Origin of the sequence: Streptomyces sp. NPDC056169 (genome assembly GCF_042268445.1) — a bacterium.
Lineage (GTDB): Bacteria > Actinomycetota > Actinomycetes > Streptomycetales > Streptomycetaceae > Streptomyces.
In genome coordinates, this window is sequence record NZ_JBHJUO010000017.1 from 48,691 (window position 1) to 71,963 (window position 23,273).

At 74.5% G+C, this 23,273-nt stretch carries 20 protein-coding genes and 1 pseudogene; 7 read left to right on the forward strand and 14 right to left on the reverse strand.

What is annotated here, in order from left to right; translation table 11 throughout:
• Positions 1-4 precede the first annotated feature (4 nt).
• Entirely contained in the window at positions 5-2,119 is a 2,115-nt protein-coding gene (locus ACFC0G_RS27305) for a phage holin family protein (protein WP_376408011.1), read from the reverse strand.
• A gap of 307 nt (positions 2,120-2,426) precedes the next feature.
• Positions 2,427-2,831, reverse strand: a complete 405-nt coding sequence (locus ACFC0G_RS27310; protein ID WP_056647192.1) for a recombinase family protein — start codon at positions 2,829-2,831, stop codon at positions 2,427-2,429.
• Positions 2,832-2,982: 151 nt separating this feature from the next.
• Between ACFC0G_RS27310 and ACFC0G_RS27315 the strand changes: the two genes are divergently transcribed.
• The gene (locus ACFC0G_RS27315; RefSeq protein WP_376407715.1) at positions 2,983-3,762 is read left to right on the forward strand and encodes an MBL fold metallo-hydrolase; all 780 of its coding nucleotides are present in this window, start codon (positions 2,983-2,985) and stop codon (positions 3,760-3,762) included.
• Positions 3,762-4,403: pseudogene (locus ACFC0G_RS27320) on the forward strand (DedA family protein); the annotation flags it as partial. The gene ACFC0G_RS27315 and the pseudogene ACFC0G_RS27320, both read left to right, overlap by 1 nt.
• A gap of 156 nt (positions 4,404-4,559) precedes the next feature.
• Here the strand turns inward: ACFC0G_RS27320 and ACFC0G_RS27325 are convergent.
• The 3 genes from ACFC0G_RS27325 to ACFC0G_RS27335 all read right to left on the reverse strand — a co-directional run bounded on the left by ACFC0G_RS27325 (position 4,560) and on the right by ACFC0G_RS27335 (position 8,272).
• Positions 4,560-5,642 carry an MBL fold metallo-hydrolase gene (locus tag ACFC0G_RS27325; protein ID WP_376407717.1) on the reverse strand — a complete coding sequence of 361 codons (1,083 nt, stop codon included), beginning with the start codon at positions 5,640-5,642 and terminating at the stop codon, positions 4,560-4,562.
• An 82-nt stretch (positions 5,643-5,724) separates the two neighbouring features.
• Positions 5,725-6,960, reverse strand: coding sequence for an aminotransferase class I/II-fold pyridoxal phosphate-dependent enzyme (locus ACFC0G_RS27330; protein ID WP_376407719.1), 1,236 nt, complete (start codon positions 6,958-6,960; stop codon positions 5,725-5,727).
• Between the two features lie 82 nt (positions 6,961-7,042).
• Positions 7,043-8,272 carry a sulfite oxidase gene (locus tag ACFC0G_RS27335; protein ID WP_376407721.1) on the reverse strand — a complete coding sequence of 410 codons (1,230 nt, stop codon included), beginning with the start codon at positions 8,270-8,272 and terminating at the stop codon, positions 7,043-7,045.
• 184 nt (positions 8,273-8,456) lie between these two features.
• Here ACFC0G_RS27335 and ACFC0G_RS27340 point away from each other — a divergent pair, with 184 nt between their 5' ends.
• Entirely contained in the window at positions 8,457-9,029 is a 573-nt protein-coding gene (locus tag ACFC0G_RS27340) for a GNAT family N-acetyltransferase (protein ID WP_376407723.1), read from the forward strand.
• A gap of 90 nt (positions 9,030-9,119) precedes the next feature.
• On the forward strand, positions 9,120-9,956 hold the full coding sequence (locus ACFC0G_RS27345; protein WP_376407725.1) for a methyltransferase domain-containing protein: 837 nt from the start codon (positions 9,120-9,122) through the stop codon (positions 9,954-9,956).
• An 81-nt stretch (positions 9,957-10,037) separates the two neighbouring features.
• Here ACFC0G_RS27345 and ACFC0G_RS27350 read toward each other — a convergent pair whose 3' ends face one another.
• On the reverse strand, positions 10,038-12,017 hold the full coding sequence (locus ACFC0G_RS27350; protein WP_376407727.1) for a DUF5107 domain-containing protein: 1,980 nt from the start codon (positions 12,015-12,017) through the stop codon (positions 10,038-10,040).
• Between the two features lie 168 nt (positions 12,018-12,185).
• Here ACFC0G_RS27350 and ACFC0G_RS27355 point away from each other — a divergent pair, with 168 nt between their 5' ends.
• Positions 12,186-12,518 carry a DUF6204 family protein gene (locus ACFC0G_RS27355; RefSeq protein ID WP_376407729.1) on the forward strand — a complete coding sequence of 111 codons (333 nt, stop codon included), beginning with the start codon at positions 12,186-12,188 and terminating at the stop codon, positions 12,516-12,518.
• A 22-nt stretch (positions 12,519-12,540) separates the two neighbouring features.
• On the opposite strand, the gene ACFC0G_RS27360 is transcribed toward ACFC0G_RS27355, so the two are convergent.
• The 3 genes from ACFC0G_RS27360 to ACFC0G_RS27370 form a co-directional block, all read right to left on the reverse strand.
• On the reverse strand, positions 12,541-13,107 hold the full coding sequence (locus ACFC0G_RS27360) for a GNAT family N-acetyltransferase (protein WP_376407731.1): 567 nt from the start codon (positions 13,105-13,107) through the stop codon (positions 12,541-12,543).
• Positions 13,108-13,271: 164 nt separating this feature from the next.
• Positions 13,272-13,622 carry a hypothetical protein gene (locus tag ACFC0G_RS27365; RefSeq protein WP_376407733.1) on the reverse strand — a complete coding sequence of 117 codons (351 nt, stop codon included), beginning with the start codon at positions 13,620-13,622 and terminating at the stop codon, positions 13,272-13,274.
• Positions 13,619-13,873, reverse strand: coding sequence for a DUF1049 domain-containing protein (locus ACFC0G_RS27370; protein WP_376407735.1), 255 nt, complete (start codon positions 13,871-13,873; stop codon positions 13,619-13,621). Before ACFC0G_RS27370 ends, ACFC0G_RS27365 begins: the two co-directional genes overlap by 4 nt.
• Positions 13,874-14,086: 213 nt before the next feature.
• Between ACFC0G_RS27370 and ACFC0G_RS27375 the strand changes: the two genes are divergently transcribed.
• Positions 14,087-14,860, forward strand: coding sequence for a GntR family transcriptional regulator (locus ACFC0G_RS27375; protein ID WP_376407737.1), 774 nt, complete (start codon positions 14,087-14,089; stop codon positions 14,858-14,860).
• Between the two features lie 192 nt (positions 14,861-15,052).
• Entirely contained in the window at positions 15,053-16,141 is a 1,089-nt protein-coding gene (locus ACFC0G_RS27380; RefSeq protein ID WP_376407739.1) for an adenosine deaminase, read from the forward strand.
• Between the two features lie 19 nt (positions 16,142-16,160).
• Here ACFC0G_RS27380 and ACFC0G_RS27385 read toward each other — a convergent pair whose 3' ends face one another.
• From ACFC0G_RS27385 to ACFC0G_RS27405, 5 genes are all read right to left on the reverse strand, one after another.
• Positions 16,161-17,909 carry a CocE/NonD family hydrolase gene (locus ACFC0G_RS27385; protein WP_376408014.1) on the reverse strand — a complete coding sequence of 583 codons (1,749 nt, stop codon included), beginning with the start codon at positions 17,907-17,909 and terminating at the stop codon, positions 16,161-16,163.
• Between the two features lie 186 nt (positions 17,910-18,095).
• The gene (locus ACFC0G_RS27390) at positions 18,096-19,049 is read right to left on the reverse strand and encodes an LD-carboxypeptidase (protein ID WP_376407741.1); all 954 of its coding nucleotides are present in this window, start codon (positions 19,047-19,049) and stop codon (positions 18,096-18,098) included.
• A complete protein-coding gene (locus ACFC0G_RS27395; RefSeq protein ID WP_376407743.1) occupies positions 19,046-21,067 on the reverse strand; it encodes a prolyl oligopeptidase family serine peptidase in 2,022 nt (673 codons plus the stop codon). Before ACFC0G_RS27395 ends, ACFC0G_RS27390 begins: the two co-directional genes overlap by 4 nt.
• A gap of 22 nt (positions 21,068-21,089) precedes the next feature.
• Entirely contained in the window at positions 21,090-22,424 is a 1,335-nt protein-coding gene (locus ACFC0G_RS27400; RefSeq protein WP_376407745.1) for a M20/M25/M40 family metallo-hydrolase, read from the reverse strand.
• On the reverse strand, positions 22,417-23,250 hold the full coding sequence (locus tag ACFC0G_RS27405; RefSeq protein WP_376407747.1) for a M55 family metallopeptidase: 834 nt from the start codon (positions 23,248-23,250) through the stop codon (positions 22,417-22,419). The genes ACFC0G_RS27400 and ACFC0G_RS27405 overlap by 8 nt, the downstream gene beginning before the upstream one ends.
• Between the last annotated feature and the right edge of the window lie 23 nt (positions 23,251-23,273).

A 23,273-nucleotide genomic window follows, 5' to 3' on the forward strand; every position in this document is an offset into this window, starting at 1 on the left:
CAAATCAGCGGTTTTTGTCCTGTACGACCCCGCCATCAACCGGAAGATCTGATTCCGATCGATGCGGGGGCGGGGAAATCTCCAGCGCCGGTCCCAGCGGTCCCACCGGCCCCAGCGGCACCTGCGGGCCCGCCGACTCACGCAGCCAGCGCCGCAGCACCCGGTGGATCCGCTCCGCGCCGACCAGCTCCTCCCCCGCGCCGACCGGCGCCGACAGCTCCGGCGGGGACAGCAGGAAGGGGTGCGACTGCTCGCCGCCGAGCCCGCCGTGCGAGCCGATCTGCTCCTCGAAGGCGTGCACGGTGCCGGTCGCCGGGTCGTACATCGAGTTGACCATGATGTCCGCGACGTGCGGGAAGCCGTCCGTACGGCGCACGGCGTCCGCCGCGCCCCGCCCGAAGACGGCCAGCGGCCCCTCGTCGGCGAGCTCGGCGACCGGCACCTCCACCCCGTCGCGGGCGAGGACGAGCGAGCCGTGCTCGGCACTCGCCACGAGCACGAAGCCGACGCCCGGGTGATGGGCGAGGGTCCGCAGGAGCGCCGGGTGGCGCCGGTCGATCTCCTCGCGGGTCATCCGGTGCGGCACGTCGGGGAAGGAGATCAGACCGAGGTTTCCGGAGGCGAGGACGACCGGCTCGGAGGGCTTGGCGGGCAGCTCGCGCGCCGTCTCGCCGCTCTCGTCCAGCGGCCGGTGCAGGGCGCTGCGCAGCGCGTCCCTGGCCGCGTCGCGCGCCTCCGAACCGCTGCGGGTGCGGCGGACGCGGCGCGGCACCGGCAGCCCGCACCCGGCCCGTACGAGCTCCTTGAGCGAGAGGCCGTACGCCGACTCGAAGGTCTCGCCCGGGCTCTGCCCGTGGTCGGAGAGGAGCACGATCCGGTACGGGCGCGGAGCGTGCTCGGCGACGGTCTCGATCAGCGCGATCGCACGGTCGAGGCGGCGCAGGACCTGGTCGGTGTCCCGGCCGTGCGGTCCGGAGTGGTGGGCCACCTCGTCGTACGCGACGAGGTCGGCGTAGACCGCGGTCCGCCCGGCCAGCATGTCCCCCATCACGGCGGAGACCACCACGTCCCGCTCGACGACCGTCGCGAAGGCGCGGACGAAGGGGTACGTGCCGCCGCGCGAGACCCTCGGGGTCTCGCTGCGCAGCAGCGCCCGGGTGGACTGGCACATCTCGCGGACGCACTCGGTGACGAGCGAGCCGGCGGTGCGGACGGCGTTGGCCGGGTCGGAGAAGTACGCGAAGTAGCCGGCGCGGGAGCGGTTGCGGCGGCCGCGCCGGGCGGCCATCGACAGGACCAGGGCGAGCTGGTCGGCGCCGCCGCTGAAGAGGTTGCCGCGGGAGGCTCCGTCGAAGGTGAGCAGCCCGCCGTCGCCGGTGCGGCGCACGGCCCGCCGCTGGAGCTCCACGGCGCTCGCGGGGCGGTTGGACACCATGAGCCGGCCGGTGTCCTTCTCGTACCAGCGGAAGGCGGGTACGTCCTCGTTGGAGCCGTGCAGGATGCCGAGCTGGCTGGCGCCGGTCTGGCTGGACCAGTCGGTGCGCCAGGGGGTGAGCCGGTGGCCGGTGTCGAGCCAGCCGGCGACGGTCGGCATGAGCCCGTCGGCGACGGCGGCGCGCAGCACGTGGTGGCCGACGCCGTCGAGCTGGAGGAAGACGGTGCCGGGGACGGCCTCCGACGCGTCGTCGGGGTCGCGGGGCCGGGTGCGGCCGGTGAGCCGGTAGAGGCGGCGGCGGTAGGCGTCGTCGTCGCGGACGGCGAGGGCCGTGGAGGTCGCGGAGGCGACGGCGGACATGACGGCGGCGACCACGACGGCCGTCTCGGGGTCGGCGGCGCCGCGCCCGTCGGGGATCAGCCAGAGCGCGACGAGCAGCAGCGAGCCGTTGAGGAAGAAGACGAGCAGGCCGAGGACGAGCGCAGGGACGAGGAGGAGGGCGCGGACGATCACCGGCCACACGAGCGCGCCGAGCAGACCGAAGGCGCCCGCGGCGGTGGCCGCGGTGACGGCCGTTCTCGTCATGCTGTCGCCGTCGGCGGACTGGAGCTCGAAGTCGGGCAGCAGTCCGGCGAGGACGAGCATGGTGAGGGTGGACACCGCCCAGACCACGATCATCCGCATCACCGTGGCACTCGCGGTCCGCCAGCGGCCGGCGCCACCCCATCGCCCGTCTCCCACGCCCGATTCACCTTTCGCCCGTTTCCTGCCTCAAGCGTGGCACAACGCCCACGGTCAAGACGGAAAACGGGTGACGTCGGACGGCCCGGGTGTGTCAGGTCGCACCCTCGCGCGCCGCACGGTACGGAAGGGTCAGGAGCCGTCGTACGCGGCGGCGGTCACGAGCGAGTCGTCGTAGCCCGCGGTGGTCACGAGCCGAGTCGTCGTAGCCGGCGACGGTCACGAGCCGAGTCGTCGTGGCCGGCGACGGTCACGAGCCGTCGTAGCCGGCGGTGGGCATGGAGAGCCGGCGGTGCACGCCGGCCTTGGCCGCCGTGTCGTACGCCGGTTCGTCGAGGCCGACCGTCTCGACCCGCACCCCGCGGCGCTCGCACTCGGCGCGGAAGCCCGGCACCGAGGTCAGCGCACGGGCGAGGACCCGTTCGTTGGCGGCGACGAACAGGTCGACCTCACCCGCCTCCACGTCCTCCCACAGGGCCGCGTGGTCGGGACGGATGCCGTAGAAGAGGAGCCGGCGGGCGAGCACGTACCCCTTGTCGACGGCCCAGCGGGCGCACAGCTCGTGCTGGCCGCGCGTGTCCACCAGGAAAGGGTCGCTGTCCAGCTCTTCGAGCGGGGTGAGGCTGGCGATCGCCGCCACCCGAACGTCGTCCATGGACCGACCCTACTGGGGAACGGGACGGCCGAACATCCTCCGGAGCACGCTCCGGACATTTACCCTCGTTACGGAGTTACGGAACGGTCGCGGACATCAGGGCGCGGCGGCCGGAGCCCCGAAGGACGGTAGGCGGAGAACGGAAGGCGGCATGCCGGTGGAGGTCACCTGGTGGGGTCACGCGACCTGCACGGTCGAGGACTCCGGGGTCCGCTTCCTCACCGACCCGCTGTTCGCGCGGCGGTTCGCCCACCTGCGACGGAGGCGCGGCGCCCTGCCCCCGCCCGAGGCCGTACGCGCCGAGGCCGTCCTCGTCTCGCACCTGCACGCCGACCATCTGCACCTGCCCTCGCTGGCCCGGCTCGCGCCGGGGACCCGGGTCGTGGTGCCCCGCGGGGCGCCCGCCGCCGTACCGGGGCTGCGCAAGCTCGACGGGAACGGGCTGCGGCTGACCGAGGTCGAGCCGGGCGACACGGTGACGGTCGAGGGCGTGACGGTACGGGTCGTGCCGGCGCTCCACGACGGGCGGCGGCTGCCGGTCGGGCCGCACCGCTCCCCCGCGCTCGGGTACGTCGTCGAGGGCGAGGCGCGGACGTACTTCGCCGGGGACACGGGTCTCTTCGACGGGATGGCGGAGGCGGTGGGTCCGGTGGACGTGGCGCTGCTGCCGGTCGGCGGCTGGGGGCCGTACCTCGGGCACGGGCACCTCGACGCGGGCCGGGCCGCCCAGGCGCTCGCCGCGCTCTCGCCCGCCGCCGCGGTGCCCGTGCACTTCGGCACGTACTGGCCGATCGGGCTCGACGGGGTCCGGCCGCACGAGTTCCACGCGCCGGGGGACGAGTTCGTCCGGCACGCGGCGCGGCTCGCGCCGAAGGTGGCGGTGCACCTGCTCGCCCACGGCGAGCGGGTGCGGCCGGAGGTCGCGCGGTGATGGACGGTCTCGTCCGGCTCGCCGGGGCCGTGCGCGAGCTGCCGCCCGAGTCGACGCAGCAGGCGGTCGGCTACCCCTCGCTGTTCCTGCTCGTGGCGCTGGGCGCGCTGGTGCCGATCGTGCCGACGGGCGCCATCGTCAGTTCGGCGGCGGTGGTGGCCTTCCACCAGACGTCACCGCTGTCGCTGCTCTACGTCTTCCTGGTGGCGGCGTTCGCCGCGTTCCTCGGGGACATCGCGCTGTACTGGCTCGGGCAGCGCGGGGTCCGGTCGCGCAACGGCTCGCGGTGGCTGGCCGCGCTGCGGGGCCGGGTGACGCCGGAGCGGCTCGCGCAGGCGCAGGAGCGGCTCGACAGCCATCAGGTGTCGGTGCTCGTGCTGTCCCGGCTGGTGCCTGCGGGGCGGATCCCGGTGATGCTGGCGTGTCTGCTCGCGCAGATGCCGCTGCGGCGCTTCGCGCGGGGGGACGCGGCGGCGTGCCTCGCGTGGGCGGCGACGTACCAGCTGATCGGGATCCTGGGCGGTTCGCTCTTCCCGGAACCGTGGCAGGGGGTCGTGGCGGCGGTGGGTCTCACGCTGCTGCTCAGCGCGATCCCGGCGCTGTGGCGGCGGATGCGGGGATCTTCCGGGCGGACGGCGGGGCCGCAGGACACCTCGGGCACGTCGGGCACGTCGGGTACGTCGGGTACGTCGGGAGCTTCGGGTACGTCGGGTACGTCGGGAGCTTCGGGTACGTCGGGCGCCTCTGGTGCTTCGGGTACGCCGGGCGCCACGGGTGCCTCAGGTGCCTCGGGTGCCTCAGGGCGTGAGCACCCGTGAGGCGCCGACCGGGAGGTCCCACAGGTCCTCGCGGGGCAGCCCGGCCTTGTCCCAGGCGGCTCTGACCCGGGTGAGCGGTTCCAGGACGGGTTCGGAGGACAGGACGAAGGTCGCCCAGTGCATGGGGGCCATCCGTCGTGCGCCCAGGTCCTGGTGGGCGCGGACGGCCTCCTCCGGGTCCGTGTGGACGTCGCTGAGCCACCAGCGCGGGTCGTAGGCCCCGATCGGCAGCAGCGACAGGTCGATGCCCGGGAAGCGGCGGCCGATCTCGGCGAACCAGTGGCCGTACCCCGTGTCTCCCGCGAAGTGGACGCGGCGCCCCGCCGGGTCGGTGAGCACCCAACCGCCCCACAGGGAGCGGCAGGTGTCCAGGAGCGTGCGCTTGGACCAGTGGTGGGCCGGGACGAAGTCGAAGCGCACGCCGTCCAGTTCGGCCGCCTCCCACCAGTCGAGCTCGGTCACGCGGCCGAACCCGCGGCGCGCGAACCAGCGTCCGAGCCCGGCCGGGACGAACACCGGGGTGTGCCGGGGCAGTCGCCTCAGGGTGGGGGCGTCGAGGTGGTCGAAGTGGTTGTGGCTGATGACGACGGCATCGACGGGCGGCAGGTCCTCCCAGCGGACCCCGACCGGGGTGAGCCGGGCCGGGGTGCCGAAGATGCGGCGGGACCAGACGGGGTCGGTGAGGACGGTGAGTCCGCCGAGGCGCAGGATCCAACTGGCGTGTCCCGCCCAGGTGACGGCGAACGTGTCGGGTCCGGCGGGCGGCAGCGGCCCCGGCTCGAAGGGGAGCAGGGGGATGTCACGGAGACCTTCGGGGCGCGGGCGGACGGCGCCCTCACGGGCCAGTCTCGCCATGGCGCGGACACCGGGGAGCGGGGCGGTGAGCCGGTCGACGAAGGTCCGGGGCCAGTCCGCGCGCAGCCGGCCGATCGGCTGGAGCACGGAGGGGGGAGGCGGGGCGGGCGTCTGTGCGGGATGCGGGGCGGGAGCGGGGGCCGCAGTGGGATCGGAGGAGTACGGGGCCTGTCCGGCCCGGGCGGGGTGTGCCGTCCGTTCGGTCATCTGCGGGCTCCGTTCTGCGCGGCTCGGCCGGGGTGGGCGGGGTGGACGGGGCGGGGCGGGCGGGAAGGAGGGGAGGGATCGTTCACCGGAGTTCCTCCAGGGCTCCTCCGAAGTCCGTCAACGCGCTTGTCACATGCGGGAGTTCCTCGGGATTGCGGGACCCGAGGGTCGCGGCACGCTCCTCCTCGGTGACACCCAGGAACATCTCGGTGCCGAACCGCACGCGCAGGGCGCCGAGTTCGTCGCCGAAGCGGTGGCCGCCGGGGACGGGGGCGCCGAGCCGGGCGGTCAGATGGCTCTCCAGCTCCAGGGAGTCGGTGACGCCGCGGGCGGCGAGTCCCGACCTCAACCGGCCCAGATCCACGTACAGATGACGCCCCGCCTGCGGCGGCCGGGAGAGGGCCCCGGCGGCGAGGGCGGTGCGGTGCGCGGCGGCGGCGAGCCGGCCGTGGACGGTGGCCGCGCGCCGGGCCCGTACGGTCACGTCCTCGGGTTCGTCGAGGGCGTGGGCGGCGGCGGGGGCGAGGGGTCCCGGGATCACGGCGCCGAGGGCGGTGAGGACGTCGAGGACGCGGGCCCTGCGGTCGGTCCAGCGGTCGGCGCGGGACGGGTCGGTGGGCGGGAAGCGGGCGACGGCGCAGGGCCAGGCGGCCGGGGTGAGGAGGGCGCCGCCGAGGTCGCCGATGACGGTGACGTCGTCCGGGCACATCTCGGCGGGACTCAGGAGCACGGTGTCGTGCGGGTGGTGGAGGGTGTCGCGCCAGGTCTCGTCGCTGACGATGTGGAGCCCCTCGGCGACGGCGGCCTCGCAGGCCTCCCGGACGATCTCGGGCGGAGCGACGGTGGCGGTGGGGTCGTCGGCGACGGAGAGCAGCAGGACCCGGGGGTCGCCGCCCTCGGCGCGGACCCGCCGGACGGTCTCCAGGAGGGCGTACGGGTCGGGGACGCCGCCGCATTCGGCGGGGGTGGGCACGTGGTAGGCGGGGCGGCCGAGGAGACGGGCCTGCGGGGTCCACCAGGCGGGGCACGGGCGGGGCAGCAGGAGGTCGCCGCCGTGCGCGGCGATCAGGGCGAGGAGGAGGGTGGGGGCGCCGGGGGCCGCGACGACGTCCTCGGCGTGCGTCCGCAGGCCGCGGCGCCACCAGTAGCCGGCCGCCGCCTCCCGCAGGACGGGGCCGCCGCCGGGGGGCTCGGGGGCGGCCCGTCCGGCCGCGGCGGCGAGGAGGGCGGCGAGCCCGGGGAGGACGGGCAGTCCCGCGTCGGGCGCGGGAGGGCCGTAGCGCACCGGGCCTCGGCCTTCCGGAGCCGTGTGGCGCATGTCCCGTACCTCCTGAGCGCACGGGGGCGCCGGGCAGGCACCCCCGTGCCCTTTATACGAAGGTTCGGGCGGTTCCGCCGCTTCAGGCGACGGTGATCGGGTGACGTACGACCGCGTTGAAGAGGTACCCCTGGGTGTTGTGGACGGCCCGGTCGGGCTGGGTGTTCCCGGCGGCGTCGGTGGTACGGGAGAGCAGGGTGACGGGGCCGGTGGTGTGCGGGCGCCACGGCACGGTCCAGCGGACCCAGCCGCCCCGCTTCGGGGCGTCGAGGAGCCGGGCGTGCCGCCAGTGCGCGCCGCCGTCGGTGGAGACCTCGACGGTCCGCACGGGCGCGAGGGCGGACCAGGCGCGTCCGGTGAGCCGGTGGACGCGGCCGGACTCCAGGGTGGCGCCGAAGGGCAGTTGGTAGGCGGACTTGATGGTCTGGCGGCTGATCGGCTCGCTGCCGCCGGCCGGGTGCGCGGCGCCGAAGAGGCGGTACCAGTCGGTGGACCAGGGCGAACTCAGCGGGCGGGTGGAGACCTCGATGTCGCCGAGCCACTTGATGGACGCGATGCCGACCCAGTTGGGCACCACGAGCCGGACGGGGTGACCGTGGTCGTACGGGAGCGGCTCGCCGTTCATCTCGTACGCGAGGATCACGTCGTCGAAGGCCTTGGCGACCGGCAGCGGGCGGCGGACCCGGCCGTAGTCGACGCCGCCGGAGACGTACGGGTCGTCGAGGCCGCGCGGCTGGAGGTCGACGGCGTCGTGGGCGATCCCGGCGCGTCGCAGCACGTCGGAGAGGCGGACGCCGCGCCAGCGGGCGGCGCCGACGGCGCCGAGCGTCCAGGAGGTGCCCGTGACCGGCTCGCCCTGCTGGCTCGTGTAGAGGCTGCGGCCGTTTCCGGCGCACTCGATCAGGGCCGTTCGGGTGACGGAGGGCAGGTCGCGCAGCTGTCCGTAGGTGAAGTGGACGGGGCTGCGGCCGTGGAGTCCGTCGCCCCAGAGCGTGAGGCGCCAGTCGGCGGCGTCGAGGACGGGGGTGGAGGTGTGGTTGCGGACGAAGAAGCGGTCGTTGGGGGTGAGGAGACCGGTGTCCGCGAAGGAGTCGAACCGGGCCTCGGCGTTGGTGCCCCGGACGGTGAACCACTCGGGCGGGAGTGCCTTGACGATCCCGGGCGCGGCGGCCCCGGCCGTGGTCGCGGCCCCGCCCGCGGGTGCCGCGAGCGCGGGTGCGGCGGCGGCGAGCCCACCGAGGGCGGAGACCGCGGGGGCCGCCGCGAGCAGCTTCAGGAGGGAGCGGCGGTCGGGCGCGGGCGAGTACGGCACGGGACTCCTCGGCAAGGGATGCGAGCGCGCCACCGGGCGGCGGCGGGCCGATCCTAGGGGCGGGGAGGCGGCCCGGACGGTCCGTTCACGGTGCTGTCACACACGAATCCGTCAGGTCGGAACGGGCCGGGTATTACCGCGTAATACAGGAGCGGCCCACGGCCCTCCGGGCCGAGAATGCGGCATGTCGATACGTGAAGCGATTCCCGAGGACGCGGCGGCGCTCGCCGCCGTGCACGTCCTGTCCTGGCGGTCCGCCTACCGCGACCTGCTTCCGGGGCCGTACCTGGACGCCCTGGACCCGGAGGAGCGGGCCGCCGTGTGGCGCGACCGCCTGGCGGCGCCGGACCGGCCCTCGGTGCTCCTGGCGACGGAGGCCGACGGGCGGGTGGTGGCCTTCTCCTGCTTCCGGGCCTGGACCGACACGAATTCCGCCGGGGATTCCGCCGGGGATTCCGAGGACGCCGACGGGGATTCCGGCGCGCTCGACCCCGCCACCACGGCCGAACTGGCCGCGCTGTACGCCCTGCCTGAGGTGTGGGGCGCCGGTGTGGGGCGGGCTCTGCTCGCCGCGTCCACCGAGGCCCTCGTGGCAGCCGGGTTCCGTACCGCCGCCCTGTGGGTCTTCGCGGGGAACGCGCGGGGCCGGCGGTTCTACGAGGCGGCGGGCTGGCGGCCCGACGGCGCGACCGTCCGGGACGTCACGGGCGGTCGGGAGCTGGAGGAACTCCGTTACCGGCGGGAGCTGTTCGACTGACCTTGCGTCCACATCCCAAGACGCCGGTCTCACCATGCGGCGGGAATGCGTACGGTGAGGGAACGCACCCACACCGAGGGAGTCGCTTCCATGACGCATGCCCCCGCCCCGTCCGCGGCCCACGAGACCGCCGTCTACACCCACGGCCACCACGAGTCCGTCCTGCGCTCCCACAGCTGGCGGACCGCCGCCAACTCCGCGGCCTACCTGCTGCCCGAGCTGCGCGCGGGACTGGACGTCCTGGACGTGGGCTGCGGCCCCGGCACGATCACCGCCGATCTGGCCGCGCTGGTGGCGCCCGGCCGGGTGACCGCGGTCGACGCCGCCGAGGACGTCCTGGAGAAGGGCCGGGCGGTGGCCGCCGAACGAGGTCTGGACAACGTCGAGTTCGCCGTCGCCGACGTCCACGCCCTGGACTTCCCCGACGACTCCTTCGACGTCGTCCACGCCCACCAGGTGCTGCAGCACGTCGGCGACCCGGTCCAGGCACTGCGCGAGATGCAGCGGGTGTGCCGCCCCGGCGGGGTCGTCGCGGCCCGCGACAGCGACTACGGGGCCTTCGCCTGGTTCCCCGAACGCCCCGCGCTGGACGGCTGGCTGGACCTGTACCACCGGGTCGCGCGGGCCAACGGCGGCGAACCCGACGCCGGGCGGCGCCTGTTCTCCTGGGCGCGACAGGCCGGCTTCACCGACGTCACGACGACCGCCGGCACCTGGTGTTTCGCCACTCCGGAGGAGCGGGCCTGGTGGAGCGGCCTGTGGGCGGACCGGACGACCGCCTCGGTCTACGCGGAGCTGGCCGTGCGGGGCGGCCACGCGACCGCCGCCGAGCTGACGGCGATCGGGGAGGCCTGGCGGGAGTGGGGCGAGCAGGAGGACGCCTGGTTCATGGTCCCGCACGGCGAGATCCTGTGCCGGGTGTCCTGACCGCGACGCGCCCCTGAACGGGGCCGCCCCGGCCGGAGGCGACGCGCCCTTGGACGAGGCCGCCCCGGCCGGACCCTCCCGTCAGCTCGGCCGCATCCTGAACTCGTAGGCGTACGGCAGTGGTTCGTCGGTGAGCTCCGACCAGATCTCGCCGAGGATCTCGGCGCCCTCGCGCAGGTCCGCGACCTCGAAGCCCGCGTCGAAGACGGCGCGGGCCTCGTCCGTCCTGCCCTCGGCGAGCAGCAGCCTGGCCTCCAGGAGCCGGAAGGCACCTCTCCCCCGGGCCTCTTCGGGGATCCGCTGCCACAACTCCCGGGCGCGGCCGGTCCGTCCGGCGGCGAGCAGTGCGACGACGGCCTCGCGACCGAGGGCGGCGGCCACCGCCTCGTCCTCGGCCGCGCGGTCGGCGTGGTCGGCGTGGTCGGCGTGGTCGGCGTGGTCGGCGAAGGCCTCGGCGAACCGTTCGGCGGCGCGGGCCGGGTGTCCGTCCTCCCGGTCGGCGACGGCGAGGCAGTGGAGCAGCGGCCAGCGCACGGCGGCCTCGCGCAGGCCGCGTTCCCAGCTCCGTACCGCCTGGGCGCGGTCTCCGGCGTGCCACTGGGCGATGCCGAGGTGGTACTCGGTGGAGGGGTCAGCCGGGGCGGTCTCCAGCATGTCCCGCCAGGGCGCCGAGACCAGCGGCGCGCCGGGCGGGGTGCCCTTCTCGGGGGCCGGCAGGACTCCGGTGTGCAGGAGCGCGCGCCAGGGTTCCTGCTCCGGCCCGAGCGTCGACTCGGGGAACGGAGTCCCGGGCAACTCGTAGTTTCCGCGCAGGACTTCGAGGGCGCCCCAGCCGGAGCCGACGGCGAGGACGGTCTCCGGTGCGGCGTCGGCGGACCGCTCCCGCCAGGCCGTGTACGCCTCCTCGACCCCGGCGGGCGGCAGCGCCGACGCGAGGCCGCTCTCGACCGCGGCGCGGGCCGCGTCCCAGTCGTCGCCGAGGGCCGCGGCGGGGTCGGCGGTGAGCGGTCCGTACGCCTCCAGCCAGCTGAACTCCCCGCCGCCCGGCAGCTCCAGGTGCTCCAGTTGGGTGCGGGCGAGGCCGGCCTGGATCTCGGCGTAGCCGGGGGTGCCGGGTTCGGTGAGCCACTCCTGCCAGCGCCGGCCGCCGCGCTCCCGGCCCCACACGAAGAGTTTGCGGCCGCGCAGCGTGTCGGTGGAGGTCTGGACGAGGCCGGTGCCGTCCGCGTCGAGGGAGGCGATCCAGCGGCGCTGCCCGTCGGGCAGGTCGTAGAACCAGTCGGCGGCGTGGTCGGAGCCGAGCGGGTACGAGCGGTCGACGCCGCCCTCGGCGACGGGGACGGGGACGCGGCGCAGCCCGCGCTCGTAGCCGTGGTGCCAGGCCGCGTCGGCGGGGGCGATGACGCGCCGGTCCTCGGGTACGGCGGTGTTGGACCACCAGTAGACGGGGGCGGGCCGCTCGTGGGGGTTGCGGACGCGGACGCCGACGTGGAGGAACTCGGAGCCTTCCGGGAGCCAGAGGTCGACCTGGAAGGGCAGGTCCCGCAGGCGCTCCCATTCCCACAGGCGGAGCATCGGGCCGCCGTCGGGCGCGCGGACGACCGCCGCGTGCAGGGGCGAGCAGGAGAGGGTGGTGTGGCCGGTGGCTCCGATGTTCCACTCGATGCCGCCGGAGAACCAGGCGCCGTTGAGGGCGAAGGCCGCCGGCTGGAACACCGGGTTGCGGTAGAGGAGTTCGCGTCCGGTGGGCTTGTGGTGCAGGGAGTGGACGCGGCCGCCGAGGCCGGGGAGCACGGTCGCCCGGAGCAGGTCGTTCTCGATCACGACCGCGTCGAGGTCGGTGGGTGTGCGTGCGCGCCCGTAGCCGTCCCGTACGGGCGCGGGCAGCAGGCTGCGCAGGGGCGCGTGTCCGATGCCCCGGGCCATGTCGCGCGGGAGTTCCGCGAGGGTCTGTTCGTCGACCGCGTGCGTCCCGTGATGGGTGCGCAGGGCGGGCAGGGGGTTGTCCGGGCCCAACGGGGCCGCGGGCAGCGTCAGTACGGCACGTCGTACGGTCGTCATCCACCCATGGAACACGCCGGGGCCCGTCCTGACCAGGGGCTCTCGCGCCGTAGTGTGGAAGGCCGGTGCCGGTGCCGTTATCGGTGCCGGTGCCGTCGTCGTCGGCGGCAGCGGCAGCGGCAGCGGCAGCGGCAGCGAACAGCGGGACGGGGAGGACGAGGAATGGGCATGGGTACGCAGCACACCTACCGGGTCATCGTGCGCGGCACGTTCGACGGTCTGTCGGAGGAGAGCCGGACCCGGCTTCTCGCCGAGGTGGACGCGCACGGGCTGACCGCGATGCGGTTCACGGAGGAGGGCTCGCTCTCGTACGACCGGACGCTGAAGCACTTCTCGTACCGTGTGGTCGTCGTCTCCGACGCGGCGGACGGCGACGAGATGGCGGGCGCGCTGGCGGAGGACCGGGTGGAGACCGCGCTCAAGGAGCTCGGCCACGGGTACAAGGGGCTGCGCTCGACCGTGACGGACCTCGACACCATGAAGATCAACTACAAGCGCTGACACCCGGACCCGACGGCCGCGGCTACGGGCTCTCAGGGCTCACCGGGGCGGTGATCGCCCAGCGCTCGTGGTCCCGCCAGGCTCCGTCGATGAACAGCATCGCGGGCGAGAAGCCCTCCAGGCGGAAGCCCGCGCGGCGGACGAGCGCGCGGGAGGCGGTGTTGCCGGGCTGGATGTTCGCCTCCAGGCGGTGCAGCTCCAGCGGCCCGAAGGCGTACGCCAGGAGCAGGCCGAGGGCCTCGCCGAGCAGTCCGCGTCCGGCGGCGTGCGCGAAGGCTCCGTAGCCGAGGGCGCCGCTGCGGAAGGCGCCGCGGACGATGTTGTTGATGTTGACGAAGCCGGCGATCCGGTCGTCCTCCGCGCGCTCGGCGTGTTCGCACACGAGGAATCCGGCGCGCGCGGGGTCCTCGACGAGCACGCTCGCGTAGCCGGCGTACGCCTCGGGCGTGCACGGCGGGAACAGCCAGGGCCGGTGGAGCTCGCGGCTCTCGCGGGCGCGGGCGGTGAACTCGTCCGCGTCGTCCGGGGAGAAGGGGCGCAGGCCCACACGGGGTCCGGCGGCGAGAAAGCGTCCAAGATCGTCGGGCATGGACCCAGGGTAGGACCCGCCCGGGACGGAGGCCTCTCGCCCGACGCGCACGAGGCTTACGGCGCGCACGAGGCTTGCGGGACGTACGAGGCTTGCGGGGCGTACGAGGCATACGACGCGCCCGCCGGTCAGCGGCGGGCGCGCGGTCAGCGAGGGACGGGCGGTCAGCGACGGGCGGTGCGGACGCGGGGCGGGCAGGTCTCGCCCTTGCGTACGACCCCGATCGTGACCGCCGTCCGCCGGTCGAGGTCCGCCTCCGCCGCGGGGTACTGCGTGCACACCCGCCAGTTCGGCGGCCACAGCACCCGCCGGTCCCGTCCGCTCGCGTCGTGGACGTCGAGCCGGGTCCGGCGGTCGAGCCGGGTGAAGACCCGCCACAGCGGTACGCCCAGGAGGTCCGGCATGGGCCGGGTCCCGGCGCCTTCGCCCGGCAGGGCGGGTTCCTCGGCCGAGGAGACGGCGACGGCCGCGAGTGCGAGGACGGCGGTCGCGCCCACGACGGCGGCCCGCCTCACTTCTGCCTCCGGGCCGCGGCGTAGTAGCCGCAGGCCGCGCCGAGGAGGGCGGTCGAGAGGAGCGCCAGGTAGAGCGGCATGGACACCTCCGGGATCAGGATCCGGATCCTGACCTCGCGGGTGTTCTCGAAGATGAAGACCAGAGTGAGGACCGCGACCGCCGTCATCGCGATCCGGCCCGGGGTGAAGGCTCCGCTGAACCGGGACGTGCCGCCCGCGCGGGGCGCCCCCGACGTCTCCTTGGGACTCATGCCCGGCCCTCTCCTCCGTCGTGCCGTCGGTCGTGCCGCCGGTGGTGCCCGTCGGCCGTACCCGGCCCGCGCCGCGGGCAGGCCGTGGGTCCAGAATGGGGCGAGTCGAGCCTCACCGTGACGGTGGGAAGAGCCGTACGGGTGACTTGTCAGACAACGTGGGCCGACTACGGTGGTGCCGGACACCGGCGGGGACCAGACGAGGAGGCGGCCGTGGCGGTCAGCGGACAGCGGCGGCGGCCGGTCGTGGCGCTGTACGAACGGATCGCGGACGCCGTCCACGACGGCACCTACCCGCCGGGCTCGACACTCCCCTCCGAGCCGAAGCTCGCCACCGAACTGGGCGTGAGCCGGCCCGCCCTGCGCGAGGCGCTGCTGCTGCTCCAGGAGGACGGGCTGCTCACCGTGCGCCGCGGGGTCGGCCGGACCGTCAACGACCGTCCGCCGCGCCGGGGCTTCGAGCACATCCAGCCGCTGGAGGAGCTGATCGGCGCGGGGGATCCGCTGCGCGTGCGGGCGCTGCTGCGGACGGTGGAGGAGCCCACCGACTTCACGACGCAGCACCTGCTCGCCCCGGCCCGCGCCGAGCTGCGGTTCTGGGAGTCCGTGCTCACCGGGGAGGGCACGGCGGCGGCGCTGAGCCACGAGTGGGCGGCGGCCGACGACGTGCTGGACCGGGTGCACCCGGAGTTCGCCCGCGCCCTGCGGGCCACGGATCCGGACGCCCCCGCGAGGGGCGGTCCCGCCCCGGCCGCCTCGATGCTCGCGGTCCTCGTCACCGCCTCGCGCGAGACGGCCCTGAGCGCGCACAGCGGCATCACGGCGACGCTGCTCGGGCGGCGGCGCGGCGACCAGCTGGGCCGCGCGGCGGACACCCCGGCCGTCCTCGTGACGCAAGTCGTACGCGTCGGGGAGACCCCGGTCCTGGCCGCCAAGCACATGCTGCCGACGGGCGCCCCCGCACTGCCGGTGCTCCAGTCGCACTGAGCGGTACGGAGACGGGTCCGCGCCCCGCACCGAACGGGCCCACACCCCCGTCGGGCCGCCCACAGTCCACCCACCGGCACGCCGCCGGAGGCCCGCCCTCACCCCGTCGAAGCCCCGCCGGCACCCCCTCGAACGCCACCCCTTCACGGCCGTCGCCGCACGCCCCTCGGCCGTGGCGTACACTTCCCCGCCATGCACTTGTCTGACAACCCTGCCACGCCTGCCGCCGCCACCGTCTCCGAGTGGATCCGCCGGGCCCCCAAGGCCGTTCTCCACGACCACCTCGACGGCGGGCTGCGCCCCGCGACGATCGTCGAGCTGGCGCGGGAGCACGGCTACACCGCGCTGCCGACCGAGGACCCGGCCGAGCTCGCGGTCTGGTTCCGGGACGCCGCCGACTCCGGCTCGCTGGAGCGGTACCTGGAGACCTTCGCCCACACCTGCGCGGTGATGCAGACCCGCGAGGCGCTGACCCGCATCGCGGCCGAGTGCGCCGAGGACCTGGCGGCGGACGGTGTCGTCTACGCCGAGATCCGATACGCCCCCGAGCAGCACCTGGAGGGCGGGCTGACCCTCGACGAGGTCGTCGAGGCGGTCAACGACGGCTTCCGCGAGGGCGAGCGCCGCTCCGGCGGGCGGATCACCGTCCGTACGCTCCTCACCGGCATGCGGCACACGGACCGCTCCCTGGAGATCGCGCGGCTGACGGTCGCCCACCGGGAGAACGGCGTGGCGGGCTTCGACATAGCCGGCGGCGAGATCGGCAACCCGCCGGCCCGCCACCTCCCCGCCTTCCAGCACCTGAAGCGGGAGAACTGCCACTTCACGATCCACGCGGGCGAGGCCGTCGGCGCGGAGTCGATCCACGAGGCCGTGCAGGTCTGCGGCACCGAGCGGATCGGCCACGGCGTGCGGATCACGGACGACATCGCCGAGGACGGCACCCTGGGCCGGCTCGCCGCGTACGTCCGGGACAACCGCATCGCCCTGGAGGTCTGCCCCACCTCGAACCTCCAGACCGGTGCCGCCAAGGACTACGCCTCGCACCCGATCGACGAGCTGCGCCGCCTCGGCTTCCGCATCACGCTCAACACCGACAACCGGCTGGTCTCCGGCACCACCATGAGCGAGGAGTTCCAGCACATGGTGGACGCCTTCGGCTACGGCCCTGAGGTGTTCGAGGAGTTCACGGTCGCCGCCCTGGACGCCGCCTTCCTGCCGCTGCCGGAGCGGCAGCGGCTGATCGACGAGGTCGTCCGTCCCGGGTACGCCGCGCTCTAGCGGGAGCCTTGGGAGGGTGCTAGCCGACCCTTCCGCCGACGATGGGCAGCTCCAGCGTCCCCGTGTCCTCGGGGGCGCTGGTGACGATCACGGGCTTGATGCCCCGGTTGCCGAAGTAGGCCGAGTCGCTGGCCGCGATCACGAACTCCATCCGGTGGCCGGTCTCGTAGCGGTGCACGATGCCCGGCAGCTCCACGGTGAACGGGCGCCGCACGTCCGGCACCCGGACCGGCGCGACGAGCTTGTTGACCAGGGTCTTCTTGCCGTCCGGCGCGATGTCGTAGACCTTGGCGAAGAGCACCAGCTTGTCGGCCGCGTCGCCGGAGCCCTGGACGAGCTCGGTGCTCGGCGAGACGACCTTGAGGGTGGCCTTCGGGGAGCCGACGACGTCGACCGGGGCGCTCAGCGGGGCGCTGGTCCAGCCGAGGTAGGTGCCTTCGGTGTCGGAGAGCGGGGCGTCGGGGAGTCCGATCAGACCGGCCAGCGAGACCTCGGAGTGGCTCGTCGGGATGAGCCAGTTGCTGTAGGCGCGTGCGCCGAGGGTGACCTTGGACCGGTTGTCGACGAGCTTGCCGTCGCCGGAGAGGTAGAGCTTCTGGCTGAGCGCGGGGACGGCGGTGGCGGTGCCGTAGCCGCTCTGCCAGGAGCGGTAGTAGGCGAACTCGGCGCCCGTGTCCGCGTTCCGGTTGCCGAGCAGGTAGCGGTCGAACCAGGCGAGGATGCGCTGTCCGACGTAGCTCGTCTCCAGATTGCCCTGCGCGAGGTTCAGTTCGCCCTCGCCGGGGTTCATGAGGCCGCCGCTGTGGCCCCAGGACTGCCAGATCATCTTGGTCTCGACCCCGTGGGACTCGAGCTTCTCGTAGGTGTCCTGGGCTTCGTTGAGGTTGAAGAGGCTGTCGGTCTGCCCCTGGATGAGCAGGGTCGGCGCCTTGACCCGGTCCAGGTACGAGGCCGGGGAGACGCTCCGGGCGTAGTCGAGCATCTTCTTCGTGCCGGCCGCCGGGAAGTCGCCGGAGTTCAGCAGTCGGACGGTGTCACAGGCGTCCGTGACGAAGTGCAGGCAGCGGAGCGAGTTGATCCGGCTCGGGTCGAGCGAGGGCGAGAGCAGCATCTGCCCCTCCCCCATCAGGTAGAAGCCGTTGGACCACTGCCACTTGAAGACGCCGGGGGTGGCGCGGTCGGCCCCGTTGGGGGCCAGGGCGTAGGCGAGGTCGTTCCAGGTGATGAGGGGGACGAGGGCGTCGAGCCGGGGGTCGACGGAGGCGGCGGCGAGCTGGACGGCCCCGCCGTAGGAGCCGCCGATCATGCCGACCCGGGGGTCGCCCGCCCCGTCCTTGGTGACGTAGTCGACGCGGGTGCCGTCGTCGGCGGCGCGGGTGCCCGCGAGGAAGTCGACGAGCCGGGCCGCGGCCTGGCCGTCGACGGCCGGGTCGTCGAGGGAGATCAGGCAGCCGGACTTGCCGAAGCCGAGCCCGGAGTAGACGAGTCCGACGTAGCCGCGGGCGGCCAAGGCCTTGCCGAGGACGTCGGTCTGGCCGTCCGCCTTGCTGCCGCCGAAGCCGTTGGTGGCCATGACGGCGGGTGCCGGACGCGTGGCGTCGACCCCGGCCGGCCGGTAGAGATCGGCCTCGACGGTGCAGGTGCGACCGCCGGCGTCGACGGTGAACGTGAGCGGGGTGACGGTGTACGCGCCGGGTTCGGCGGCGCTCACCGGGCCGGCGAGGGCGAGCGGTGCCGCCATCGCCGTACCGGCCAACAGGGCGAGCATCTTGCGGGATCCGGGCAGAGCACGGGACACGGGGGGCCTCCACGACAGGGACGCATGATGAGCCCCACCAACCGCTTACCTACCGGTAAGTAAGGGGGGCCGCGCCCATGTTGTGACACGTGTAAGCGCAGCGTCAATACGGGCGACAAGGCTTGCTGACGAAGATTCGGTGAAGGAGTCCGGCCGTCAGATCAGCGCGGGCACGTCCAGCTTCAGCGCGCACGCCTCGGCGTCCAGCACCCCGGGCACTCCCAGGGGGACCGTCAGCGCCGTGCCGCTGTGGCCGAAGCCCAGCTCCTCCACCACGGGTATGCCGAGACCGCCGAGCCGGTCGACGAGGACGGCCCGCACCTCCTCGTACGGGCCGCACTCCTCCCACGAGCCCAGGCCGACGCCCGCGACGCCGTCCAGCCAGCCGGAGCGCAGCAGTTGAGTGAGGATCCGGTCGAGCCGGTACGGCTCCTCCCCCACGTCCTCCAGGAGCAGCAGCCCGCCGCGCGCCGAGGGCCTGCCGTGCGGGGTGCCGAGGTCGGCGGCGAGCAGGCTGACGCAGCCGCCGAGCGTGACCCCGCGGGCGCGGCCGGGGACCAGCGGCCGCGCCGTCGCCAGGCCGAGCGTCCGCACCGTCTCCGGCTCGAACAGCGTGGCCCGCAGGGACTCCTGGGTGTCCGGGTCCGACAGGAACGTGGCCGCGGCGACCATCGGTCCGTGCAGCGTGGCCAGGCCCAGCCGGACGGCGACGGCCTCGTGCAGGGCGGTGACGTCGCTGTAGCCGACGAACGCCTTGGGTCCGGCGGCCCGGATCGCCGCCCAGTCGACGAGGTCCACCATGCGCTGCACCCCGTAGCCGCCGCGCGCGCAGATCACGGCGGAGACGGAGGGGTCGCACCAGGCCTCGGTCAGGTCGCGAGCCCTCGCCCGGTCCGCGCCCGCGAGGTAGCCGAGCGTGGGGTGGGTGTCGAGGACGTGCGGGGCGACCACCGGCTCCAGGTCCCAGCCGCGCAGGATGTCGAGCCCGGCTCGGAGCCGCTCCTCGGGTACGGGTCCGCTGGGGGCGACGACGGCGACCCGCGCCCCGGGCCGGAGGCGCGCGGCCCGGGTCAGGGGTGCGACGGCGGGGTGCGGGGCCTTCGGGGTCACGAGCGGAGCTCCAGGTCGGGGACGTCGGTACGGGTGAGGCCGAAGGTCCCCGCGTACAGGGCGAGTTCGGCCTCCAGGGCGCGGACCATCGTGTCGGCTCTGCGGAAGCCGTGTCCTTCTCCCTCGAAGGCGAGGTAGGCGTGGGGGACGCCCCGGCCGGCCATCCGGGCGAGGAAGCGCTCGGCCTGCGCGGGCGGGCAGATGACGTCGTCGAGGCCCTGGAGCAGCAGGAAGGGGGTCGTCACCCGGTCGACGTGCTCGATCGGCGAGCGTTCCTCGTAGCGGGCGGGGACCTCGTCGAGCGGTCCGATGAGGCCGTCGAGGTACCGGGACTCGAAGTCGTGGGTCTCGTCGGTGGCCCAGCCCCGCAGGTCGAGGATGGGATAGATGATCGTGCCGCAGGCGTACACGTCGGTGGCGACGAGGGAGGCCGCGGTCGTCCAGCCGCCCGCGCTGCCGCCGCGTACCGCGAGCCGGTCGGGGTCGGCGGTGCCCTCGGCGGCGAGCGCGGTGGCGACGGCCGCGCAGTCCTCGACGTCGACGACGCCCCACTGCTCGCGCAGCCGCTCCCGGTACTCCCGGCCGTAGCCGGTCGATCCGCCGTAGTTGACCTCGGCGACGCCGATCCCGCGGGAGGTGAAGTAGGCGATCTCCAGGTCGAGGACGAGCGGGGCGTGACCGGTGGGCCCGCCGTGGGCCCAGATCACGTAGGGCGGCAGTTCGCCGGCGGGGCCGGTGAATCCGGGGTGGTGCGGCGGGTACACCTGGGCGTGGATCTCGCGTCCGCCGGGGCCGGTGAAGGTGCGGATCAGCGGATCGGGGTAGTACGCGGGGTCGACGGCGTCCGTGTGCGCGGCGCCGACGACGCGGGTGCGGCCGGTGCGGGTGTCGAGCTCGACGAGCTCGTAGGCGCTGCGCGGTCCCGCGGCGACACCGACGACGCGGGTGCCGTGCGGGGCGAGGGTGGCGGCCCATTCGGTCCAGGGGCCGGCGGCGTCGGCGAGGGTGCCGGTGTCGGGGTCGAGTATCCCGAGGGCGGTGGTCCCCTTGCCGTGGACCACGGCGATCAGGCCGTTCTCCAGGGGCGTGAACCAGGTCAGCCCGATCTTCCAGAGCGGTCCGGCGAACTCCTCGTCGCGGGGGCAGAGCGCCACCGGTGCGCGGAGGCCGCCGTCCGCGGCGGTCTCCGCCCGGTAGAGGTTCCACCAGCCGGTGCGGTCGCTCGCGAAGAGCAGTCGCCCGGCCGCGTCCCAGGCGACCTGGGGGATCGACTCGGCGGGGCCGCCGGCGACGGTCCGGGCGCCGCGGAAGGTGCCGTCGGGGGCGACCTCGGCGAGCTGGAGCTCGGTGCCGTCCCAGGGCATGCGGGGGTGGTCCCAGGCGATCCAGGCCGCCCGGCGCCCGTCCGGGGAGAGCCGGGGGCCCGTCACGAACCGGTGGCGCCCGTCGGAGAGTTCGCGCACGGCGCTCCGGTCCCCGGCGGCCGATCCGTCCAGCGGGACGGCGGCGAGGACCCGGCGTACGTCGGTCGGCGCGGGCCCGGTGGACTCCTCAAGGACGCACCACACCTCGCCGCGCTCCGGGTGGAGCACCGGGTCCACCCAGCGCGGTCCCTCGCCGGCGTCGGCGAGGGGGGTGAGCGGCCGGGGCGCGGCGTCGGGTCCGGCCTCCGGCTCGTACGCGTACAGCCGCTGGTCGGGGAAGTGGCTGAAGACGACGAGCGGTCCGCCGGTGGGGCGCGCGAGCGCGGCCCAGGGCTGTCCGCCGTACTCGATGACGCGGCTGCGGACGTTCCACGGAGCGGGGAGGACGCTCTCCTCGGTGCCGTCGGCGCGCCGCCGGACGAGGGCGCGCCGGCCGCCCTCGGCGGGGCGCGGCGCGGTCCACCACAGCTCGTCGCCGACGGTGCCCGCGTACTCGGGCCGCCCGTCGTGGGCGGCGGCGAGCGCGGCGCCGACGGGCGACGGCCAGGTGCCGTGGGCGGCCGTGGTCGTGGTCGTCGTCTCGGTGGTGGCCATCTCGACTCCCCCTGTCGCTGTCCTACGCGGACTTCAGATAGTGGTCCAGCACCCGGACACCGAAGTGCAGGGCGTCGACCGGGACGCGTTCGTCGACGCCGTGGAAGAGCGCCCCGTAGTCGAGCTCAGGGGGCAGCCGGAGCGGAGAGAAGCCGTAGCCGGTGATGCCGAGCCGGGAGAACTGCTTGGCGTCGGTGCCGCCGGACATGGTGAACGGCACGACGTGTCCTGCCGGGTCGAAGCGCTCGACGGCGGCCCGCAGCTTCGCGAAGGTCGGCGAGTCGACCGGGGCCTCCAGGGACACCTCGCGGTGGTGGAACTCCCACTCCACGTCGGGCCCGGTGAGCGCGTCCATGGTCGTGGCGAACTCCTCCTCGCCGCCGGGCAGCGTCCGGCCGTCGATGTACGCGACGGCCTGGCCCGGGATGACGTTGACCTTGTAACCGGCCTTCAGCATCGTCGGGTTGGCGCTGTTGCGGACGGTCGGCGCGACGAGCGCGGCGGCGGGTCCGAGCTTGTCGAGGAGGAGGTCGACGTCGAGGTCGGGTGCGCTGGTGTCGACGTCGATGCCGTACAGCGCGGCGAGTTCGGCGAGGGCGGCGCGGACGGTGGTGGTGAGGCGGACGGGCCAGGTGTGCGCGCCGATCCGGGCGACGGCGGAGGCGAGGCGGGTGACGGCGTTGGCCGTGTTCACCTTGGAGCCGTGGCCCGCCCGGCCGTGGGCGGTCAGCTTGAGCCAGGCGGTGCCCCGCTCCCCCGCCGCGATCGGGTAGAGGGTCGTGCCGGGGTTCGGGTGGAAGCTGAAGGCCCCGGACTCGCTGATGCCTTCCGTGCAGCCCTCGAAGAGCGCGGCGTGCCGGTCGGCCAGGAAGCCGGAGCCGTCGTCGGCGCTGGCCTCCTCGTCGGCGGTGTACGCGAGGACGATGTCGCGGCGCGGCCGGATGCCCTGCCGGGCCCAGGAGCGGACGACGGCCAGGACCATCGCGTCCATGTTCTTCATGTCGACGGCGCCGCGCCCCCACACGACCCCGTCGCGGACCTCCCCGGAGAACGGGTCCACGGTCCATTCGGCGGGGTCGGCGGGGACGACGTCGAGGTGGCCGTGGACGAGGAGCGCGTCGGCCGAGGGGTCGGTGCCGGGGATGCGCGCCACGACGTTGGTGCGGCCCGGGGTCCGCTCCAGGAGGGTGGGCGCGATCCCGGCGGCTGCGAGCCGCTCGGCGACGTACTCGGCGGCGGGGCGCTCGCGGCAGTCGCCGTCGCCCCGGTTGGTGGTGTCGATGCGGATGAGCTCGGAGGTGAAGGTGACCACCTCGTCGAGCGCCGTCGTGTCCGGGCCCCGGACCTCCTCAGCCATACTGCTCCTCCACTGCGGCCGAGACGATGGTCGTGACCGCCTTGAACGTGCGAATTGCCTCGTACATCGTCTCCCCCGTGTAGGAGACGCGCCGCTCGCCGCTCCGCGCCACGCCGGGAACCACCGTGGCGGCGGCGCCCAGGTGGTCGGCGTCGAACTCCAGCTCCACCGTGAACGGGCCTCCGCGGACCGGTTCGTACCGGACGGCGAGCGCGGTCGCGTCCTTCGCCGCCGCTCTGATGTCGGCGGCGGTCCTGGCCGGGGTGCGGCACACCGCCGCGTACCGCGAGACGTGGTCCTTGACGGCGACCTTGCGGGCCTCCGGCGCGTATCCGAGGGCGTCCTCGCAGGTCAGGTCGTCACCGGTGACGAGGACGACCGGGACGCCGTACTCCGCGACCACATGGGCGTTGAGCAGGCCCTCGCCGGCCCGCTCGCCGTTGAGCCAGACGCCCGTGATCGAGTTGGCCAGGTAGGTGTGGGCGAGGACGCCTTCGGTGCCCGCGCCCGTGTGGTAGCCGACGAAGGCGATGCCGTCGACGTCCCCGTGCTGCACGCCCTCGACCATCGACAGCGACTTGTGCCGGCCGGTGAGCATCTCGGCGCGCTCGTCGAGCCGCTCCAGGAGCAGGTTCCGCATGCTCCAGTGCGCCTCGTTGATCAGGACCTCGTCGGCGCCGCCGTCGAAGAAGCCCAGCACGGCCGCGTTCACATCGGACGTGAACATCGAGCGGCAGCGCTCCCACTGGGGCGTACCGGGCAGCACGTCGGCGGGCCAGGTCACACCGGTCGCGCCCTCCATGTCGGCGCTGATGAGGATCTTCATGTCTGGCACCGTACGCGCCGCCC

Bases quoted from the DNA above. Each gene is read 5' to 3' on its own strand.
- ACFC0G_RS27305 (WP_376408011.1), bottom strand. From the start codon at position 2,119: ATGCGGATGATCGTGGTCTGGGCGGTGTCCACCCTCACCATGCTCGTC.
- ACFC0G_RS27310 (WP_056647192.1), bottom strand. From the start codon at position 2,831: ATGGACGACGTTCGGGTGGCGGCGATCGCCAGCCTCACCCCGCTCGAA.
- ACFC0G_RS27315 (WP_376407715.1), top strand. From the start codon at position 2,983: ATGCCGGTGGAGGTCACCTGGTGGGGTCACGCGACCTGCACGGTCGAG.
- ACFC0G_RS27325 (WP_376407717.1), bottom strand. From the start codon at position 5,642: ATGACCGAACGGACGGCACACCCCGCCCGGGCCGGACAGGCCCCGTAC.
- ACFC0G_RS27330 (WP_376407719.1), bottom strand. From the start codon at position 6,960: ATGCGCCACACGGCTCCGGAAGGCCGAGGCCCGGTGCGCTACGGCCCT.
- ACFC0G_RS27340 (WP_376407723.1), top strand. From the start codon at position 8,457: ATGTCGATACGTGAAGCGATTCCCGAGGACGCGGCGGCGCTCGCCGCC.
- ACFC0G_RS27345 (WP_376407725.1), top strand. From the start codon at position 9,120: ATGACGCATGCCCCCGCCCCGTCCGCGGCCCACGAGACCGCCGTCTAC.
- ACFC0G_RS27350 (WP_376407727.1), bottom strand. From the start codon at position 12,017: ATGACGACCGTACGACGTGCCGTACTGACGCTGCCCGCGGCCCCGTTG.
- ACFC0G_RS27355 (WP_376407729.1), top strand. From the start codon at position 12,186: ATGGGTACGCAGCACACCTACCGGGTCATCGTGCGCGGCACGTTCGAC.
- ACFC0G_RS27360 (WP_376407731.1), bottom strand. From the start codon at position 13,107: ATGCCCGACGATCTTGGACGCTTTCTCGCCGCCGGACCCCGTGTGGGC.
- ACFC0G_RS27370 (WP_376407735.1), bottom strand. From the start codon at position 13,873: ATGAGTCCCAAGGAGACGTCGGGGGCGCCCCGCGCGGGCGGCACGTCC.
- ACFC0G_RS27380 (WP_376407739.1), top strand. From the start codon at position 15,053: ATGCACTTGTCTGACAACCCTGCCACGCCTGCCGCCGCCACCGTCTCC.
- ACFC0G_RS27385 (WP_376408014.1), bottom strand. From the start codon at position 17,909: ATGCTCGCCCTGTTGGCCGGTACGGCGATGGCGGCACCGCTCGCCCTC.
- ACFC0G_RS27395 (WP_376407743.1), bottom strand. From the start codon at position 21,067: ATGGCCACCACCGAGACGACGACCACGACCACGGCCGCCCACGGCACC.
- ACFC0G_RS27400 (WP_376407745.1), bottom strand. From the start codon at position 22,424: ATGGCTGAGGAGGTCCGGGGCCCGGACACGACGGCGCTCGACGAGGTG.
- ACFC0G_RS27405 (WP_376407747.1), bottom strand. From the start codon at position 23,250: ATGAAGATCCTCATCAGCGCCGACATGGAGGGCGCGACCGGTGTGACC.